General features: G+C 35.9%; 18 protein-coding genes. 14 read left to right on the forward strand and 4 right to left on the reverse strand.

The window, feature by feature from the left end:
- Positions 1-2: 2 nt before the first annotated feature.
- The 4 genes from BHU61_RS10095 (at position 3) to nhaC (ending at position 4,383) form a co-directional block, all read left to right on the forward strand.
- Positions 3-857: an NAD-dependent epimerase/dehydratase family protein gene (locus tag BHU61_RS10095; RefSeq protein WP_170122530.1), complete on the forward strand. Its 855-nt coding sequence runs from the start codon at positions 3-5 to the stop codon at positions 855-857.
- 172 nt (positions 858-1,029) lie between these two features.
- Positions 1,030-1,866: a nuclease-related domain-containing protein gene (locus tag BHU61_RS10100; RefSeq protein ID WP_170122531.1), complete on the forward strand. Its 837-nt coding sequence runs from the start codon at positions 1,030-1,032 to the stop codon at positions 1,864-1,866.
- Positions 1,867-1,963: 97 nt separating this feature from the next.
- Complete coding sequence (locus tag BHU61_RS10105) at positions 1,964-2,779, forward strand: trypsin-like serine peptidase (protein WP_111716617.1); 816 nt, start codon at positions 1,964-1,966, stop codon at positions 2,777-2,779.
- Positions 2,780-2,940: 161 nt separating this feature from the next.
- On the forward strand, positions 2,941-4,383 hold the full coding sequence (gene nhaC, locus BHU61_RS10110) for a Na+/H+ antiporter NhaC (protein WP_111716619.1): 1,443 nt from the start codon (positions 2,941-2,943) through the stop codon (positions 4,381-4,383).
- Positions 4,384-4,426: 43 nt separating this feature from the next.
- Here nhaC and BHU61_RS10115 read toward each other — a convergent pair whose 3' ends face one another.
- Positions 4,427-4,861, reverse strand: coding sequence for a MarR family winged helix-turn-helix transcriptional regulator (locus BHU61_RS10115; protein ID WP_111716621.1), 435 nt, complete (start codon positions 4,859-4,861; stop codon positions 4,427-4,429).
- A gap of 644 nt (positions 4,862-5,505) precedes the next feature.
- On the opposite strand from BHU61_RS10115, the gene BHU61_RS10120 reads away from it, so the two are divergent.
- The 4 genes from BHU61_RS10120 to BHU61_RS13460 all read left to right on the forward strand — a co-directional run bounded on the left by BHU61_RS10120 (position 5,506) and on the right by BHU61_RS13460 (position 8,068).
- Positions 5,506-6,150, forward strand: coding sequence for a GNAT family N-acetyltransferase (locus BHU61_RS10120; protein ID WP_111716623.1), 645 nt, complete (start codon positions 5,506-5,508; stop codon positions 6,148-6,150).
- Between the two features lie 52 nt (positions 6,151-6,202).
- Entirely contained in the window at positions 6,203-7,153 is a 951-nt protein-coding gene (locus tag BHU61_RS10125; protein WP_170122532.1) for an LCP family glycopolymer transferase, read from the forward strand.
- 70 nt (positions 7,154-7,223) lie between these two features.
- Positions 7,224-7,724: a universal stress protein gene (locus BHU61_RS10130; RefSeq protein WP_111716626.1), complete on the forward strand. Its 501-nt coding sequence runs from the start codon at positions 7,224-7,226 to the stop codon at positions 7,722-7,724.
- Positions 7,725-7,903: 179 nt separating this feature from the next.
- A complete protein-coding gene (locus BHU61_RS13460) occupies positions 7,904-8,068 on the forward strand; it encodes a DUF445 domain-containing protein (RefSeq protein ID WP_170122533.1) in 165 nt (54 codons plus the stop codon).
- Positions 8,069-8,165: 97 nt separating this feature from the next.
- Here BHU61_RS13460 and BHU61_RS10135 read toward each other — a convergent pair whose 3' ends face one another.
- A complete protein-coding gene (locus BHU61_RS10135) occupies positions 8,166-9,215 on the reverse strand; it encodes a 2,3-butanediol dehydrogenase (RefSeq protein WP_111716628.1) in 1,050 nt (349 codons plus the stop codon).
- A 442-nt stretch (positions 9,216-9,657) separates the two neighbouring features.
- Here BHU61_RS10135 and BHU61_RS10140 point away from each other — a divergent pair, with 442 nt between their 5' ends.
- A complete protein-coding gene (locus BHU61_RS10140; protein WP_111716629.1) occupies positions 9,658-10,932 on the forward strand; it encodes a pyruvate MFS transporter in 1,275 nt (424 codons plus the stop codon).
- 107 nt (positions 10,933-11,039) lie between these two features.
- On the opposite strand, the gene BHU61_RS10145 is transcribed toward BHU61_RS10140, so the two are convergent.
- Positions 11,040-11,720 (reverse strand): hypothetical protein, encoded by a 681-nt coding sequence (locus BHU61_RS10145; RefSeq protein ID WP_111716631.1) that lies wholly within the window; start codon positions 11,718-11,720, stop codon positions 11,040-11,042.
- 129 nt (positions 11,721-11,849) lie between these two features.
- Between BHU61_RS10145 and BHU61_RS10150 the strand changes: the two genes are divergently transcribed.
- From BHU61_RS10150 to deoB, 5 genes are all read left to right on the forward strand, one after another.
- Complete coding sequence (locus BHU61_RS10150; RefSeq protein WP_111716633.1) at positions 11,850-12,302, forward strand: Dps family protein; 453 nt, start codon at positions 11,850-11,852, stop codon at positions 12,300-12,302.
- 104 nt (positions 12,303-12,406) lie between these two features.
- Positions 12,407-13,336: a sugar-binding transcriptional regulator gene (locus tag BHU61_RS10155; RefSeq protein ID WP_199798225.1), complete on the forward strand. Its 930-nt coding sequence runs from the start codon at positions 12,407-12,409 to the stop codon at positions 13,334-13,336.
- An 83-nt stretch (positions 13,337-13,419) separates the two neighbouring features.
- Positions 13,420-14,082 (forward strand): deoxyribose-phosphate aldolase, encoded by a 663-nt coding sequence (gene deoC / locus BHU61_RS10160; RefSeq protein ID WP_111716634.1) that lies wholly within the window; start codon positions 13,420-13,422, stop codon positions 14,080-14,082.
- A gap of 59 nt (positions 14,083-14,141) precedes the next feature.
- On the forward strand, positions 14,142-15,443 hold the full coding sequence (locus BHU61_RS10165; protein ID WP_111716636.1) for a pyrimidine-nucleoside phosphorylase: 1,302 nt from the start codon (positions 14,142-14,144) through the stop codon (positions 15,441-15,443).
- 354 nt (positions 15,444-15,797) lie between these two features.
- The gene (gene deoB / locus BHU61_RS10170) at positions 15,798-16,973 is read left to right on the forward strand and encodes a phosphopentomutase (RefSeq protein WP_111716638.1); all 1,176 of its coding nucleotides are present in this window, start codon (positions 15,798-15,800) and stop codon (positions 16,971-16,973) included.
- Positions 16,974-17,016: 43 nt separating this feature from the next.
- Here deoB and BHU61_RS10175 read toward each other — a convergent pair whose 3' ends face one another.
- On the reverse strand, positions 17,017-17,283 hold the full coding sequence (locus BHU61_RS10175) for a hypothetical protein (protein WP_099581507.1): 267 nt from the start codon (positions 17,281-17,283) through the stop codon (positions 17,017-17,019).
- Positions 17,284-17,343 lie beyond the last annotated feature (60 nt).

Below are 17,343 nucleotides of genomic sequence, written 5' to 3' on the forward strand. Positions count from 1 at the left end.
AGATGAAGAAAGTATTGATTACTGGGACATCAGGTTATGTTGGTAGGAACTTAGTTCATTTCCTGGAAAATAATCAATATAAGGTTAATCAAATAAGCGTGCGTGATGATAAGTGGATGGATAAAGATTTTGCTCATTATGACGTTGTTATTCATTTAGCTGCACTCGTACATAATAATGAACCTGGTGCAGATATGAAACGCTTCATGGATGTTAACTATAAATTGACGAAACAGTTAGCTGATAAATCAAAGGCTGAAGGTGTAAAGCAATTTATATTCTTTAGTACGATGGCTGTGTTTGGTTTAGAAGGATCTGTAGGCCGACCTGAAGTGGTAAATAAGCATACGGAGTGTAAGCCTGTTACTGAGTATGGTATCTCGAAGCTTAAAGCGGATGAGTATTTATTGGATTTATCAGATGATAAGTTTAAGGTCAGTATCGTTCGTCCACCAATGATTTACGGGGAAGATTCTCCTGGGAACTTCAAACGTTTAAAGCAATATGCGAAGTTTATTCCAATATATTTTGATATACATAATGAGAGAAGTGCGATTTATATCGGTAATCTAACGCTATTTGTGAAAGCTTTGATTGATCGTGAAGCGGAAGGTATCTATTATCCATCAGACCATCAACATTTTAGTACAAATAATGTCATTAGAACGATAAGAGCAAATCAAGGTAAACCATGTTTTGCAATACCTGTTCCTCGTATTGTGTATCCTATGTTAAGAAAGATATCTTACTTTAATAAGTTATACGGGAATTTGACATACAGTGATGATATGGATGGGAATAGAAATGACCTTGCTTTCATTAATGTTGAAGAGGCGGTCGAGAATGCAATGAAGTGAATAAATGGCGATCTTATTCTTATAGGATAGGGTCGTTTTTTTATTAATAATTTACATATACGTATCATAATCTTAAAGAATAATTGAGATAATAAAGTTATCTATTTTGTTATAGGAGGACAACACGATTTTTACACTACAACCACCGAAGTTGATACAACTTGAGAATATATTGTTTCGTCGATTGAAAGATTATCGTTTCAGCGATACGTATTATCGCATTCAACACGGGTTTTTAGGGGAGCTAAAGTTCAGTAATATTTTTAAGGTAAGTCATGATCATCTTGAGCTATTTAATATCAATATCGACATTGCTGGATATCAGTTCGAGGTTGATCGTTTAATTATTACAGGAGAAAGTATTTACGTATTTGACGTTAAGCATTATGCACTTCCTTGTAGAGAAGAGGTAGAATATTGGAGTAATAAATTTAATTCTTTTAAAAGTCCGATGCCACAATTTAGAATGATGAAAGATGGTTTTTCAGTTTATGTAGATTATCATCAATTGAGCCATCGCTTAGAGTGCAAGATGGTATTTATTAATGAACATTTTTATATTGATCGCAAAACTGAAGACATGCTGTACTTTAAAGATATTGCTCCGCTGTTTTCAGTAATAAAGCAAGAGAGAATAGCTGGAAATTTTGAAAGAGCCATACAAAATCATTTATTTAGTTTACACCGTCCGATTGAACAATATAATTTGCGACCATTATTTAATATTATGGATGTGCAACGAGGCGTTATTTGTGAAATATGTGCAAAGCCAATTGATTTAAGAGTTACAACGAAGCGCTTGGTCATGTGTGATGCATGTGGTAATGCAAAGACGAAGGAAAAGTGGATTCAGCATACACTAATTGAGTTAGCGTTGTTATTAAATCGTCCATTTACAGCGAAGGAGGCTTATAAATGGACTGGTAGATCTAACCGACATATTACGAAACGCGTACTTGATAAATATTTTGAGAAGATTGACGATCATTATATCTTAAATGAGGTATAAGTGGTTCGTCCAGAGTGGTGAATGAACCAAATAAGTTAAAAGTGGTTCTTCTAGAGCACTGAGCGAACCAAAATTATATGAAAGTGAGTACATTAAAATGAAAAAAATTTTAACATGTATCCTATTTTTAAATTTACTCTTAATGCCGACGAGCAACGCAATGGAAACGGACTACTATTATGATGGTATGAAACCAGAGAATACAAAGATCGCTTATCCAATTATTCAACAATATCCGAATACGAGTACATTTATGAAATCCATACCAAATCGCTATTCAAAGTATACTGCTATCGGGCGTATTTCAAATGAGAACGGTTGGGCAGGTCCTGAATATGAAACGATGGGGACCGGATTTGTTATTGATGATCATACAATATTAACGAATGCACACGTTATTGATGATGAACATGGTAAAGCAACAGAAGCTAAATATTTAACATTTGAGATGAATCGTAATGGTGATGATATTCCGCATGAATTTGAAGTTACTGAAGTTGTTAAAGTACCATACGCAGATGTGGCATTACTACATACTACTGAGAAGCTTACGGATTATGCGAAACCGATGAAACTTGCAACGGATTATCAAATCAAGCGGTTGAAACTTGGACAACGCATGTATAGTGTAGGGTATCCGTTTGATGGTAAGTATTATGAGAAACGTTATTATAATAGAGCGTTATTTATTATGAGAACATTAAATCAAACTGAATTTGTATTGAAAGATAAATTCAGAGCAGGGGCATCAGGTTCTCCATTATTTGATAGTAAATTAAGGGTGTACGGACTTCGCACATATGGATATGATTTATACGGTGGAGATGATACACGTCTTGGTAAAGTTGAATACAGTGGGGCAGAGTCATTGTATGGCTATACGGGTCGATTTGTAAAAAATCATATGTATTAAATTAAATAAATTATTTATTGAGAGACATATTAGTAGATATGTCTCTTTTTTAAATTTTTAAATAATTTAAGTATTTCGAAAATTAGTGTAGATTTTTAATCTTTATTCCATTAAACTATTAATGTAAACGATTTCAAAGAGGTGGGAGGATATTAAAGGGTATGGATAATAAATTAAAACAAAAGAAGGAAATAAATGTCTGGTGGGCACTCGTACCGCTTGTCTTCATGATTGCGAGTATGATATTTACCGTCGTATTCCTGGAGCAGGCACCACATATTCCGTTGATGATCGGTACAGCGATTGCAGCAATTGTTGCACATCAGCATGGATTTACATGGGAAGAGATTGAAGAGATGATGTATAAGGGGATTAAACTCGCTTTACCCGCAATCGTCATCATTATATTGGTTGGTTTAGTGATCGGTGCCTGGATTGGTGGAGGTGTCGTTGCTACAATGATTTATTACGGATTGAAGTTGATTTCACCAAGTATGTTCTTAGTAACGATCTGTATTATTTGTGGTATCGTAGCTTTAGCCATTGGATCCAGCTGGTCAACAATGGCGACAGTTGGTGTTGCTGGTATGGGGATTGGTTTAAGTATGGATATTCCTGCAGGTATGATTGCAGGCGCTGTAATTTCAGGTAGTTATTTCGGAGATAAGATGAGCCCTTTAAGTGATACGACGAACTTAGCATCAGGGCTTACAGGAACAGATTTATTTGTACATATTAAACATATGTTCTTTACGACCATTCCTGGTATTATTATTGCATTAATTGCTTACTTCTTTATCGGTCGCCAATTTGCAGGTGGTCATATGGATACGAAGAAGATTGATACGCTGCTCAATGGTATGGAAGAGCAATTTGTCATTTCACCGTGGTTATTATTGATCCCGTTAATCGTTATTATATTAGTTACTTTGAAGGTACCGGCAGTTCCTGCATTAGTGGTCGGTATTATATTAGGAGCGGGTGCACAGCAGCTTGTTCAAGGTGATAGTATGAAGGCAGTAATGGATACACTACAGTCTGGTTATAAAATTGATTCTAAAAATGAACTGATCACAGAGTTATTTAACAAAGGTGGATTAGAATCGATGTTCTTTACGATTTCTATGACGATCGTAGCGATGACGTTTGGTGGTATTCTGGAGTTCAGTGGTATGTTAAATGCGATTATCTCTAAGATTTTATTGGTGGCAAGGTCTACAGGCAGCTTGATTGCTGCGACGATTGTAAGCTGTTTTGCTACGAATGCAACGTGTTCTGAGCAGTATATCAGTATCGTCGTACCAAGCCGTATGTATTTACGTGCGTTTATCGATAAGAACTTACATCCAAAGAACTTGTCACGATGTCTGGAAGACAGTGGTACTTTAACGAGTGTGTTCGTACCTTGGAATACATGTGGTGTATTTATTGCAGGAACACTCGGTGTAGGCGTTGCTGAATACGCACCCTATGCAATCTTAAACTTTATGGTTCCTATTATTTCAATCATCTATGGCTACACTGGCTTTAAGATTGTAAAGATGACGAAAGAAGAACGAGCACATTTCGAGCAACAGAATTTACAACCGGCAGAACTCGCTTAAATTAAAAAATACGTTTGAGATTAAATCTCAAACGTATTTTTTCTTAACCATTTATATTGAAATTTGCATGGAAGTCGTCTCTGTAACTATCAATTAATGACTTTAAAGTTTGTAAATCTCTTTCACTAAGCTTTGTTGATGACGTAGCTAAATGTTTGTTATATTTGTTCTTTATTTCCTCGACTAAGGCATGACCTTCATCTGTTAATTTCGTTGCCACTTTTCGTTCATCGTCTTTACGACGTTCTTTTGCGATAAGTCCTATAGCACGTAATTTCTTTGTCTTTGTACTTGCAGAGTCCATCTTATATGAAATATCTTTCTGTATCTCAGCAATCGTACTTTCTTTATCTAAGTAAAGTTTGTGTAGGATTAAGAATTCCGTATAAGAAATACCATATGCTTTATTTAAAGATTCATTGAGGTTTCCTTCTATCATGCTGACTGTTTTAAATAAAGATTGTTCTAATTCGATCATAAAATTCGCCCATTTCTTTTGATAATTTTGCGGTTGGTGTAAAACATACAATAAACCGTGCGTTAACTGAAATGTTAATAAAATTTAGTTTCTCTAAACTTCATTATTTACACGTAAGATATTTCATGACATCAACCTAGATAGTATATCATAAAAATAAATGAAAGGCACCTATTAAATGCTACTTTTAAATAAATAAATGATATTTTGTTCGTGATTTATACTGTTTTTTTATTAATTAAGGTGATTTATTTACTGAAAATTTTAATTTAAGTGATAATATAAAGAAAAAGCGATTATCTTCATTGTTTATTCAAAAGTGTAATTCATCGACTATTACTATTCTTAAATAATAATAGGTCGAAATGTATATATATTGTTTTTCTTGTTTTGAAACTTAATTACATGGGATATAATATGTTTTTTAGCTATAAAATAAAATATACTAATAATATGCATAAGTTTTGTTAGAAAATTAATAAAATCAATCATTCAATAACATTCTTAATAATAAGTTTACATTTTGTTTTTAAATAGCATATTTTTGCTGATTTATTTTGATTACTTTAAGTATTATAAAATATGATAATTTATAATATGAATAGTACAACTTAAAAAGATATTCTTGAAAGGAAAATAATAAAATGACTGAGATAAATATTAGAAAAGCAGAATTGAATGATATCGTTGCTATTGAACATATTCAGCAACACGCATTAGATGTCCTTGTTAATCCTGAAGCGTTAGATCCTGTGCCGATAGATGAACTTAAAGGAGAGATAAAAGCAGGTTTAATGGCTGTTGCTGAAATAGATGGTGTTGTTGGTGCTTTCAGAACGATGCATATCCCGACGGATGACTACTTAGGTCCATATGCTGGTATTGATGATGCTGAAGCTGCTGGATTAATCTATTCTGATATTACGATTGTGGATCCGGACTACAGAGGATTATCTTTGCAGCGTAAGCTTGGAGAGTGGTTATTTAATGAAGTTGAGGTAAATTATAAACGCATTATGGCGACGGTTCATCCTGATAATACACCAAGTCTTAAAGACAAGTTTCATTTAGGGATGTATATTATTGCGATGGATAGACTTTATGGTGGTAAATTGAGATTTATCTTTATGAAAGATTTAACGCAAAAGTATGATGTGCTGGATGTTGTTGAAGTTGAACGTCAAGAAACTGAAAGAATCAATGGTTTATTAGATGAAGGGTATCGCGGTGTAGGTTTGAACGGTGATAAACTGCGTTTCGGAAAAATTGACACTACTACTTATGTATGATAGCGCAACTTAGATTTTGAGTGTAATATTAGTTTCATGAGAGGTGTATATAATGAAGAGAAGTGAAAAAAGAGGTGGCGGCTGTCTGAAATGGGTTGTGCTGCTCTGTTTAATAATATTAATAGGTATTGGCTGGTATATATCTAATGTTTATTTTAAAGTGCAGGAGACAGCTAATAATATTCAGCATAAAATTGAAGGTCGCGATAAATCTGATTTACGTGATAAAGCTGTAAGTATTCAGGATAAAGATGCAATCAGTGTTGCATTATTTGGAGTTGATGCGAACGAAGAACGATTATCTGCAGGGGATAAAGGACGTAGTGACTCGATTATATTACTGAGTATCAATCCGAAGGAGAACAAATCAGTGATGATCAGCATTCCTCGTGATACTTACAGTGAAATGGTCGGCAAGAATACGCAGGAGAAAATTGCTCATGCTTATGCCTATGGCGGTGCAAAGATGGCAGTACAGTCTGTTGAAAAGTTGATGAATGTGCCGATTGACTATTATGCGACAGTGAATATGGACGGCATGCACAAGCTGATTGGAGAAGTCGGCGGTATTGATGTCAAAAGTAATGCGACATTTAGTGCGAATGGCTATGACTTTGTGAACGGTCAGACAGTACATCTGGATGGCGATAAAGCATTAGCATTTATACGTGCACGTAAAGGTGACGGGGCTGGCGGAGACTTTGGTCGTCAGGAACGTCAGCAAATTGTCATTCAAGGTTTAGCGAATAAAATCGTGAATGTTCAATCGGTAACGAAACTGGATGCTATCCTGAAAAATATTGACGGTAATGTTGTTACGGACATGTCTTTTGATGATTTGAAAGGATTAGGATTGTCATATCGCGGGGCGCTGGATAACGTTAAGAAATATCAGTTAACCGGAGAAGGTACGATAATGGCAGACGGATTATGGTATTTCCTGCCAAACGAAGATCAGAAATTAGAAGTTCGCAATTTATATGTGGAGAATTTAGATTTATAGCTCTTAAAGAATGAAGCGTTTTCATTTTGGTGATATACTTAAGGTGAAGATAAGAGAGGAGCTGTTACAAATGATGTATCAACATATCTTGATTCCGGTAGATGGTTCAAAAGTGAGTGAGTATGCATTCCAAAAAGGTGTCGACATCGCGAAAAGAAATAATGCAGCAATTACATTAGTGCATGTCGTAGATATCAGAACATATGCAAATGTTGAAAGTGAACGTGGTTCATTGCATGAGAATGCAGACAAGTACACTGAGAAGATGTTGAATGGCTATAAAGCGATTGCTTTAGAACAGGGCGTGAAATCAGTGGATACAAAGATTGGTCACGGAGCAGCACGTCAGGTTATTACTAAAGAAATAGCACCGAAAGCAAATTGCGACCTAATTATTTGTGGATCTAACGGTATTAATGCGTTAGAACGATTCGTAATGGGAAGTGTATCAGAAGCGATAGTACGATATGCAAAGTGTGATGTATTGGTTGTGCGAACTGAACAGGTTCCTGATGATTTTGAACTGGCGTTGTTTACTGAAGAATTTAGAAGAGAATATAGTAATAATTAATTGTTTTAGCCTGAGGAAAATCCTCAGGCTTTTTTAGTGTAAATTAAGATGTCATTTTATCCATTAAGAATAATTTGTTTATATTTTAGTGGATGAATATGTAATAGGTGTATTATAATATAATCACAATGATTTATTATTACTTTGCGTTTCAATAATCTTATAAATGGAGTGATTGTATGCAACAGCGATGGTTCTGGGCGTTTTGTATGGCAATGATCTTTGGGTTAATGTTTATGAAAAGTAATATAGTTATGATTATATTTATGATTCTTATTGGTGGCGCTATCGGATATTTTACTGGAATTGAGGTTGAAAAGCGCAGGAAACCTCCTAAGTATTGAATTTGATTTTAAGAAGAAATTGAATGAAGTGATAAACTAATATAAAGGCCCCTAAACGAGTAACTTGTTTAGGGGCTGATAGTGTTAAGGGGAAATATTATCCTTCACCGTTTAATTTAACTAAGATCTTCACTTGGTTTTTGTCGTTCGTTAAAGTTTCGAAACCTTCATTTACGATATCATCTAATTCGATTTCTTTTGTAATCGTATTTTCAGTATCCACTTGTCCGCTGCCTAATAAGTCGATTGTTTGTTGGTAGCTTGCTCTAGAGTAAGCGATTGTAGATGTGATTTGCACACCAGTGTTTGTTAATTGTAATGGTGGCCAAGAGATGTCTCCTGCAAATATTGATACAATAACCATTTTACCACGAGGGCGTGTAGCATCGATTGCCTGTTTAAATGTTGGTGCAACACCTGCAACTTCAAATGAACGATCAACGCCACCTGGTACGATTTTCTTAACCGCTTCAACTGCATCTACTTCACCAGAATTGATGATGTCTGTAGCACCACATTCTAATGCTTTTTCTAAACGTTCTTTAGATAAGTCTAATACGATAATCTTTCTCGCGCCAGCTGCACGTGCTGCGAGTGTCGTATATAATCCGATAGGACCGGCACCGAAGATTGCAACGGTATCACCGAATTCAATTTCACTTTCTTTTACAGCCTGAACGCCTACTGCTAATGGTTCAATTGTTGCTGCGACACGTAATGATACTGAGTCCGGTAAGTGATAGACATTAACTTCAGGTACGTTTACTAAGTCAGTGAAACCACCGTCTGTGTGTAATCCGATAAAGCTAAAGCCATCATAAACATCTAGTTCATCGATACTTTTACCATGTGTTATCGTTGGGTTAACAGATACACGGTCACCAACTTTAAAGTCTTTTACTTCGCTTCCGACCTCAACAACTGTACCAGAGAATTCATGCCCCATAATCAAAGGTGCTTTTCCGCCTGTTAATTCATCATCTTTATCGACCGGAATAAATACAGGTCCTTCCTGATATTCGTGTAAATCTGAGCCGCAAATACCAGCGTATCCAACTTTCACACGTACTTCGTTCGGTTTCATATCACGAATTTCTTTTTCTTCTACGCGAATATCTTTAGGACCATACCATACTGCTGCTTTCATTGACAACCACTCCTTAACGAAATTTAATTTTTATAACAGTTATATTATACCAATTCGTGTCGTGTGTTACAAATTATCTGTTTTATTTTTCAGAATATTTTTATATAACATATATTAGAAATATTACTTTATTTTTTGTAGGTTTAATCGTCTTTATATGAATTATCAATAGAGAGAAGGATTATAGCGTTATGAGTTATTAGAACTGTTATATAGGTCTTAAATATAACACTGTAACAACTATGTGAAATTAATAACTTTAATGTTTGTAATAAGTTCCTCAATGCTTGTTATTATCGTGTTGAAGCGGTTAAAAAAATATATACTATTTTTTCACAAAGGTATTGTAAACGATTTTATCCTGTGGTATTTTTGAGGAGTCAAAAAATATAGTCATCGGATGACTGAGTGAGTCGAAAACGATTATGGGGGAGAATATATTATGAATGAAAGAAAGTCTAATGTGCGTTGGATGTTCGCATTGATGTTCTTTGTTATCGGGGTTATTGCCTATATGGATAGAGCGAATATCTCATATATTGCGGGACCAATGATGGAAGACTTAAACATGTCGAAAGCACAATTTGGGATGCTTGGGTCAATATTTGCTGCAGGTTATGCTTTAATGCAGGTTCCAGCAGGTATTATGGCTGAGAAATTTGGACCTAAAAAGTTATTAACATTTGCATTAGTTTGGTGGAGTGCATTTACGATTCTAACAGGTGTTGTTAAACATCACGGTTTACTATATGCAATGCGTTTCTTATTCGGTATTGGTGAAGGACCTATGTATCCTTCAAACGCTGTATTTAATACATACTGGTTTGCCAAATCAGAAAAAGGTCGTGCTTCAAGTGCGTTACTTGCTGGTAGTTACTTCGGCCCAGTTATCGCTCCATTCGTAACCATTGCCATTTACCAAGCATTTGGTTGGCAAGCTGTATTCTATATCTTTGGTGCAATCGGCTTTGTTATTGCAGCTTTATGGCTTGTTATTGCTAAAGATTTACCTGAACAACATAAGATGGTCAATGAAGCAGAAAAGCTTTATATCATGGAGAACCGTGATGCTGTAGGTGGTGCTACGAAAGAAACTGCACCTTGGGGACGTTTCTTCACACGTTTCAGCTTCTTTGCAATTGCGGGTCAATATTTCGTAGTACAGTTTGTAATCACATTATTCTTAATCTGGTTACCAACTTACCTGCAAGAAGAATATCACGTTATTTTAACGGATATGAAATTCTTAGCGGCAGCACCGTGGTTAATGATGTTCGTATTAATCATGGCTGGTGGATCAATTTCAGATGCAATCGTTGCACGTGGTCATTCTAAATTTAAAGCACGTTCAAGTATCGCAATCTTTGGATTTATCGTATTCGCGATTTCGTTATTCTTATCCGTTCAAACGAATGATATGACGATGAACATCATCTACTTATCACTATGTTTAGGTGGTGTTGGTTTATCAATGGGTATGAGCTGGGCATCAGCGGCTGACCTTGGACGTAACTTCTCAGGAACGGTTTCAGGATGGATGAACCTTTGGGGTAACGTGGGTGCATTCTTAAGTCCATTCTTAGGTGGGGTATTAGTGCAGAAGTTTGGTTGGGATACAACGTTCTATTTAATGTTAATTCCGGCATCACTTGCGATTATCCTATGGTTCTTTGTTAAACCGGATGAGCCATTATTAGAAGAACATCGACAAGCATAATTTTTTAGACACTCATTATTGGGTGTCTTTTTTATATATGAGCTTTTAGATAAACGCAACAATGCCGGATACTTTGAGTATCCGGCATTGTAGTGATATGAGATGGTCTAAATCATCTTTCTCACAGTAATTTGATAGACGATATTGATGATGATTGCGACTGCAGCGATAACTGACAGTGCGAAGTGTTGCGGTACGCCAGTAGCATAACCATAGATTGTAATCAGCATCATTGCTGCAGGTAATAAAATATTCGTGATTTTAAATGCATTATATAAACCTGTAAATATCGTATACATTTCTTCTTTAGAGAGTGAATCGATAAGCTTATCATCGAAATCTGCTTCAAAGTTCTCAGGTAAGTCACGTTCCGGATACAACTTGTTGATCATGCTATATCCATAGTAGCGCATCAGGACTGCGATGATTAACACGATAATACTGATAATTCCTAGATATAATGGTGCATCATTAATACTGATTAATAAAATTGATCCGAGTGCAAAATAAAATGAAATAATGATAGCGATATTCATCTCAGAAAATTTCTTAAATGATGCTCTGTCCTGTTCATAATGTTCTAAACTAGGATCGTTATCTACTTTATAGGCAAGTTTACTGTAAATAAAGGCAATAATAGCAAATAATACAGCAAATATGCATAACACAACGATATATGGGGTAGAAGTAAGTATATCGGTTAACGGCAGTTTCCAGTAATCGATTGTGAGCAGCATGGTAGCAGCGAGTATTGCGATAATAATAGGTAATATGTATTTTCTAAACATGGTGGCCTCCTCTTTTTTAAATAGTATACCCAATTATTTAAAATTGAGACAGACAAAATCATTTGATTAATTAGAATAATTACAATATAATAATTAATATAAATAAGAAGTTAAAAGGAGAGATTATTGATGGCTAAAAAAACAAAAGAAAACAAAGTAGTAGCAGCATTGAACCAACAAGTGGCGAACTGGACGGTGCTTTATACGAAATTACACAACTATCACTGGTATGTAAAAGGACCACATTTCTTCAGTTTACACACTAAATTCGAAGAGTTATATGATGAGGCTAATGTTTACATCGATGAATTAGCAGAGCGTATTTTAGCGATTGAAGGAAATCCTATTGCAACGTTAAAAGAAAGTTTAGATTTATCTGTTGTAAAAGAAGCGAAGAAAAATTTATTTGCAGAAGATATGGTGAAAGATTTATCTAAAGACTTTGATAAAGTGATTAAACAATTAGAAGAAGGTAAAACTACAGCTGAAGAAGCAGATGATGAAATGACTGCTGATATGTTCTTAGGTATGATTACAAGTTTAGAGAAACATAACTGGATGTTAAAATCTTTCTTAGGATAATTTAAAATCAAATTAGTTAAAAAATTAATTGATACACTTCAATGGAATTGAAGTGTATTTTTTTTTGTTTTCCCTTAGAATGGATGTAAGTAGAGGTGAGCATAATGGAAGAAAAAATCAAACAGTGTATCAGAATCGCTAAAATGTATTACGAAGAAAACTTAGGACAAAAAGCTATTGCTGATGAACTTAATATTTCCAGACCGACAGTATCGAGACAACTTCAATTTGCTAAAGATATGGGGATTGTTAATATAACGATTCATGACCCGTATGAGAAAAGTGAAGAACTCGCAGAATTACTGAAAGAAAAATATAATTTAAAGCATGTCTTAATTAAAGAAGTATCTAGTGATAAATACGAAATTGTGCTCAGTGCTATAGCAGAAGCAGCTGCAGAATTTCTTCATGAAAATGTGAAGAACAATGACGTTGTCGGCATAAGCTGGGGAAAAACGATGTATGAAACTGCTAACTTAATGAAACCGACGAATTTAACTGGCGTGTCTACCATTCAGTTAAAGGGTGGTATTTCATACTCAAATATAAAGACGAATTCGCACGAAACGTTAGCTTTATTTGCAAAGAGCTTTAATTCCATACCGCGTGATTTACCTGTACCTGTTATTTTTGATAACAAACAGGTGAAACAATTAGTGAGTGAAGATCGCCATATTAAAGGGATATTAAACATGGCAAGTGAATGTGATGTTGCGATATATACTACCGGTACAGTGCGTGATGAAGCACTGTTGTTTAAGCTTGGCTTTTTATCGGACGATGAAGTGAAGCGTCTGAAGCATGAAGCGGTGGGTGACATCTGTTCAAGATTTTATAATAAGAATGGGAGAATTGCTGATGTCTGGGTCGATGATCGAACGATGGGTGTGACGCTGGATACATTAAAGCAGATTCCAACAAGCATACTCGTTGCAGGTGGTAAACATAAAGTAGAAGCTATTCGAGGTGCTCTCGCTGGTGGTATCCCGAATGTCCTTATAACTGATAGCATTACAGCTAAGCAATTAATTTAACTTGAACGTAATTTCATTTATCGTTTTTACTTTTGTTCAATATCTGTTATAATGGATTTGAATATAAGGGAGGAATAAATAATATGAATTTAGCGAAATATATTGATCATACTGCTTTGAAACCAGAAACGACGACTGCCCAAATCGAACAGCTTGCGCAAGAAGCACGTGAATACGGATTTATGAGTGTCTGTGTGAACCCGACACATGTAAAGTATGCACATGCTTTATTAGAAGGCACTGATGTACTCGTATGTACGGTGATTGGATTCCCATTAGGAGCAAACACACCAACAGTGAAAGCATTTGAAACGAAAGATGCAATTGCGAATGGTGCAGGTGAAGTTGATATGGTGATTAATATTGGTGCGGCTAAAAGTGGCAACTTTGATTTAGTACGTGAAGATATTAAAGCGGTAGTCGATGCTGCAGGAGATGTTACGACGAAAGTAATTATCGAAACAAGTCTGTTAACTGATGAAGAGAAAGTAAAAGTTTGCGAAATTGCGAAAGAAGTAGGTGCGGATTTCGTTAAGACTTCTACAGGATTCTCAACTGGTGGAGCAACAGTCGCAGATGTGAAATTAATGCGTGAAACAGTAGGACCTGATATGGGTGTGAAAGCATCTGGTGGTGTGCGTTCTTATGAAGACGTTAAAGCGATGATTGATGCAGGTGCTACACGTATCGGTGCATCAGCTGGTGTACAAATTTTAAAAGGTGAAGAAGCTAAAGGGGATTATTAATTCCCTTTCACTTTTCGTATAAAAGAAAACGCTTACAAAATAAATGGAGGTCATTAACTATGAGAATGGTAGACATTATTGCAAAGAAACGTGACGGACATGCATTATCGAAAGAAGAAATCGAGTTTTTCATCAAAGGATATACGAATGGTGAAATCCCTGATTATCAGGCATCAAGTTTAGCGATGGCGATATTCTTCCAGGATATGAACGATGAAGAACGTGCTAACTTAACGATGGCGATGGTTGAAAGTGGCGATCAGATTGACTTAAGCGCTATAGAAGGTGTGAAGGTTGATAAGCATTCAACTGGCGGTGTTGGTGATACGACAACTTTAGTATTAGGACCATTAGTAGCAGCGCTTGATATTCCGGTTGCGAAGATGAGTGGCCGTGGATTAGGACATACAGGTGGGACAATTGATAAATTAGAAGCGGTAGAAGGATTCCATGTTGAAATTTCAGAAGAAGACTTCGTTAAGATTGTAAATGAAGATAAGTTAGCGGTTATCGGACAAACAGGCAATTTAACACCGGCAGATAAGAAATTATATGCATTACGTGATGTTACAGGAACAGTGAACAGTATCCCGCTAATCGCCTCAAGTATTATGAGTAAGAAGATTGCAGCAGGAGCAGACGCGATCGTATTAGATGTTAAGACAGGTGCCGGAGCATTTATGAAGACTGAAGAAGATGCAGAGCAGCTTGCACATGCAATGGTTAAAATCGGAAATAACGTTGGACGTAACACGATGGCGATTATCTCTGATATGAGTCAACCGTTAGGATTTGCAATCGGAAATGCATTAGAAGTGAAAGAAGCGATTGAAACATTACGCGGTGAAGGACCTGAAGACTTAACAGAACTGGTGCTTACTTTAGGAAGTCAAATGGTCGTGTTAGCGGGTAAAGCAGAATCATTAGATGAAGCACGTACGAAATTGCAGGAAGTAATTGATAATGGTAAAGCGTTAGAGAAATTTAAGACATTCCTTGCAAACCAAGGTGGGGATGCATCAGTCGTAGATGATGTATCTAAGTTACCGCAAGCAGAGTATGTTATTGAAGTACCAGCGAAAGCAAGTGGTGTCGTAAGCAAGATTGTAGCAGATGAAATCGGAGTGGCTTCGATGTTACTTGGGGCAGGACGCGCTACGAAAGAAGACGTTATTGATTTAGCAGTAGGATTGATGCTACGTAAGAAAGTCGGCGACAAAGTTGAAGCGGGCGAATCACTTGTAACAATATACGCAAACCGAGATAATGTAGAAGACGTTATGAATAAGATTTACGACAATATTGAAATTGCAGACAGTGCAGAAGCACCAGTATTGATTCATAAAGTTATTACTGAATAGTTGGATTTCGATTGGATTGGATGTGAGAGCGATGTGTCCAATAAACATGAGATATTGGACAAGTCGAATGGAAAATCTGGTCAAATCAGATCAACGTGTCCAATAAACATGAGATATTGGACAAGTCGAATGGAAAATCTGGTCAAATCAGATCAACGTGTCCAATAAACATGAGATATTGGACAAGTCGAACGGAAAATCTGGTCAAATCAGATCAACGTGTCCAATAAACATGAGATATTGGACAAGTCGAGCGGAAAATCTGGTCAAATCAGATCAATGTGTCCAATAAACACGAGATATTGGACAAGTCACCACTGAAATCCACCGAAATTAGTACAACGCAAAGGAGAGATAATTATGAAATTTAATAGAATTCATTTAATCGTAATGGACTCTGTAGGTATCGGTGAAGCACCGGATGCTGACAAGTTTGGCGATGTTGGTAGTCACACTTTAAAACATACGTTAGAAGGTTACGAAGGACAGTTACCAAACTTAGAACGTTTAGGTTTAGGAAATATTGCTGATCTTCCAGTAGTAAATAAAGTAGATGAACCGGTTGGCTATTATACGAAATTGTCTGAAGCATCAGTTGGCAAAGATACGATGACTGGACACTGGGAGATTATGGGGTTAAATATCGATAAACCGTTTAAAGTTTATCCTGATGGATTCCCTGAGGAGCTCGTACAAGCAATCGAAGAAATGACTGGACGCAAAGTTGTTGCCAATAAACCGGCATCAGGTACAGCAATCATTGACGAGTGGGGCGAACATCAAATGAAGACTGGTGATTTAATCGTCTATACTTCAGCTGACCCTGTGTTACAAATTGCTGCACATGAAGATATTATTCCGTTAGATGAACTATATGAAATCTGTGAGAAAGTGCGTGAGTTTACAAAGGATCCTAAATACTTGATTGGTCGTATTATTGCAAGACCATATGTAGGGGAACCTGGAAACTTTACGAGAACATCTAACCGTCATGATTATGCGTTGAAACCTTTCGGACGTACAGTAATGAATGAAATGAAAGATGCGGGATTAGATGTAATCGCAATTGGCAAGATTAATGATATTTATGACGGCGAAGGTGTCACTGAGTCAATCCGTACGAAAGATAACATGGATGGTATGGATAAGTTATTAGAAGTTGTAAAACGTGATTTCAAAGGTTTAAGCTTCTTAAACTTAGTAGATTTTGATGCATTATATGGTCATCGTCGTGATAAAGAAGGTTATATGAATGCGATTAAAGCATTTGATGAGCGTTTAGGAGAATTATTAGATGAACTTCGTGAAGATGATTTATTGTTCATTACTGCAGATCATGGTAACGATCCAACAATGCCTGGAACAGATCATACGAGAGAATATGTACCGTTATTGATGTATTCTAAATCAATCGGCAATGGTGAACTTTCAGGACATGACACATTTGCTTCAATTGGTGCTACGATTGCAGATAACTTTGAAGTGAAATTACCTGAGTTCGGAGAGAGTTATTTAAGTGAATTGAAATAGAAACAAATAAAAATGGCTCGCTACATATTGTAGTGAGCCATTTTTATATCACTTGTCGTTCAATCGCGCGTAATGTATTAAAGAAGTCCATGATCTCTTCAAAGTGGGTGCCACGATTTTTATAATGATATTCTATAAAGTATATGGCATCAGCAAGTTTTTGTGGCAAATCATACTGGATGCTCATTGTTGATTTAAATTTTTTAAGATCTATAGAATGGATTTCATCATAATATTTATTATAAAGATCGATGGATTCTTCTAAACCATACGACATAATTAAGTTTAAACGTTCTTTTTCTGTAAACATGTCTATCATCTCCATGGTAGACATCATACCCCTTTAATATTGAGGTGGAGTGAATTTAAA

The organism is Macrococcus epidermidis (assembly GCF_003259695.1).
In the GTDB taxonomy this organism is placed as follows: Bacteria; Bacillota; Bacilli; order Staphylococcales; family Staphylococcaceae; genus Macrococcoides; species Macrococcoides epidermidis.